Source organism: Microbacterium sp. CIAB417 (genome assembly GCF_022788845.1).
In genome coordinates this window covers 1-492 of record NZ_JAHZUT010000043.1, presented here as the reverse complement: position 1 = coordinate 492, position 492 = coordinate 1, and the positions used below count along the sequence as shown (strand labels likewise).

The 492-nt window shown below is 67.1% G+C and carries 1 protein-coding gene; it reads left to right on the top strand.

Annotated features, from left to right (window positions below; translation table 11 throughout):
* On the top strand, positions 1-492 hold a 492-nt coding region (locus tag KYX17_RS31645), incomplete at both ends, for an Ig-like domain-containing protein (protein WP_243233729.1).

The window sequence follows — 492 nt, the reverse complement described above, 5'->3', positions numbered from 1 at the left end:
GGGACAGGTCAACGTCGCCCCCGGGGAGGCCGCCTCGTCCATCGATCTCGCCGAACTCACGGATGACCCGGATCTCGAGGATCAGGGCAAGCACACGTTCGACTATGTCAGCGGCGCCACCGACGGCATCTCCGCGCGCATCGACGGTACCGAGCTGCAGGTCGAGGCGTCGTCCAGCACTCCGAAGGGCACAGCCGCGACCGTCACGGTGCGCATCTCGGACGGCGAGACCGAGCCGATCGAGGGCACCATCGATGTGACGGTGACGGCATCCACGCGTGCACTCCCGACCGCGAACACCGATTCCTTCCCGGAGACGAACCAGGGCGAGACGATCACGGTTCCGGTGCTCGAGAACGACTTCAACCCGTTCGAGGGCGAGGGGGAGCTGCGCCTGATCGAAGCCGGCGTGGAGAGCGGACGCGGTCAGGCGACCATCCGAGGCGATCAGGTCGAGGTCACCCCGGACGCGCAGTTCGTCGGGATCTTGAC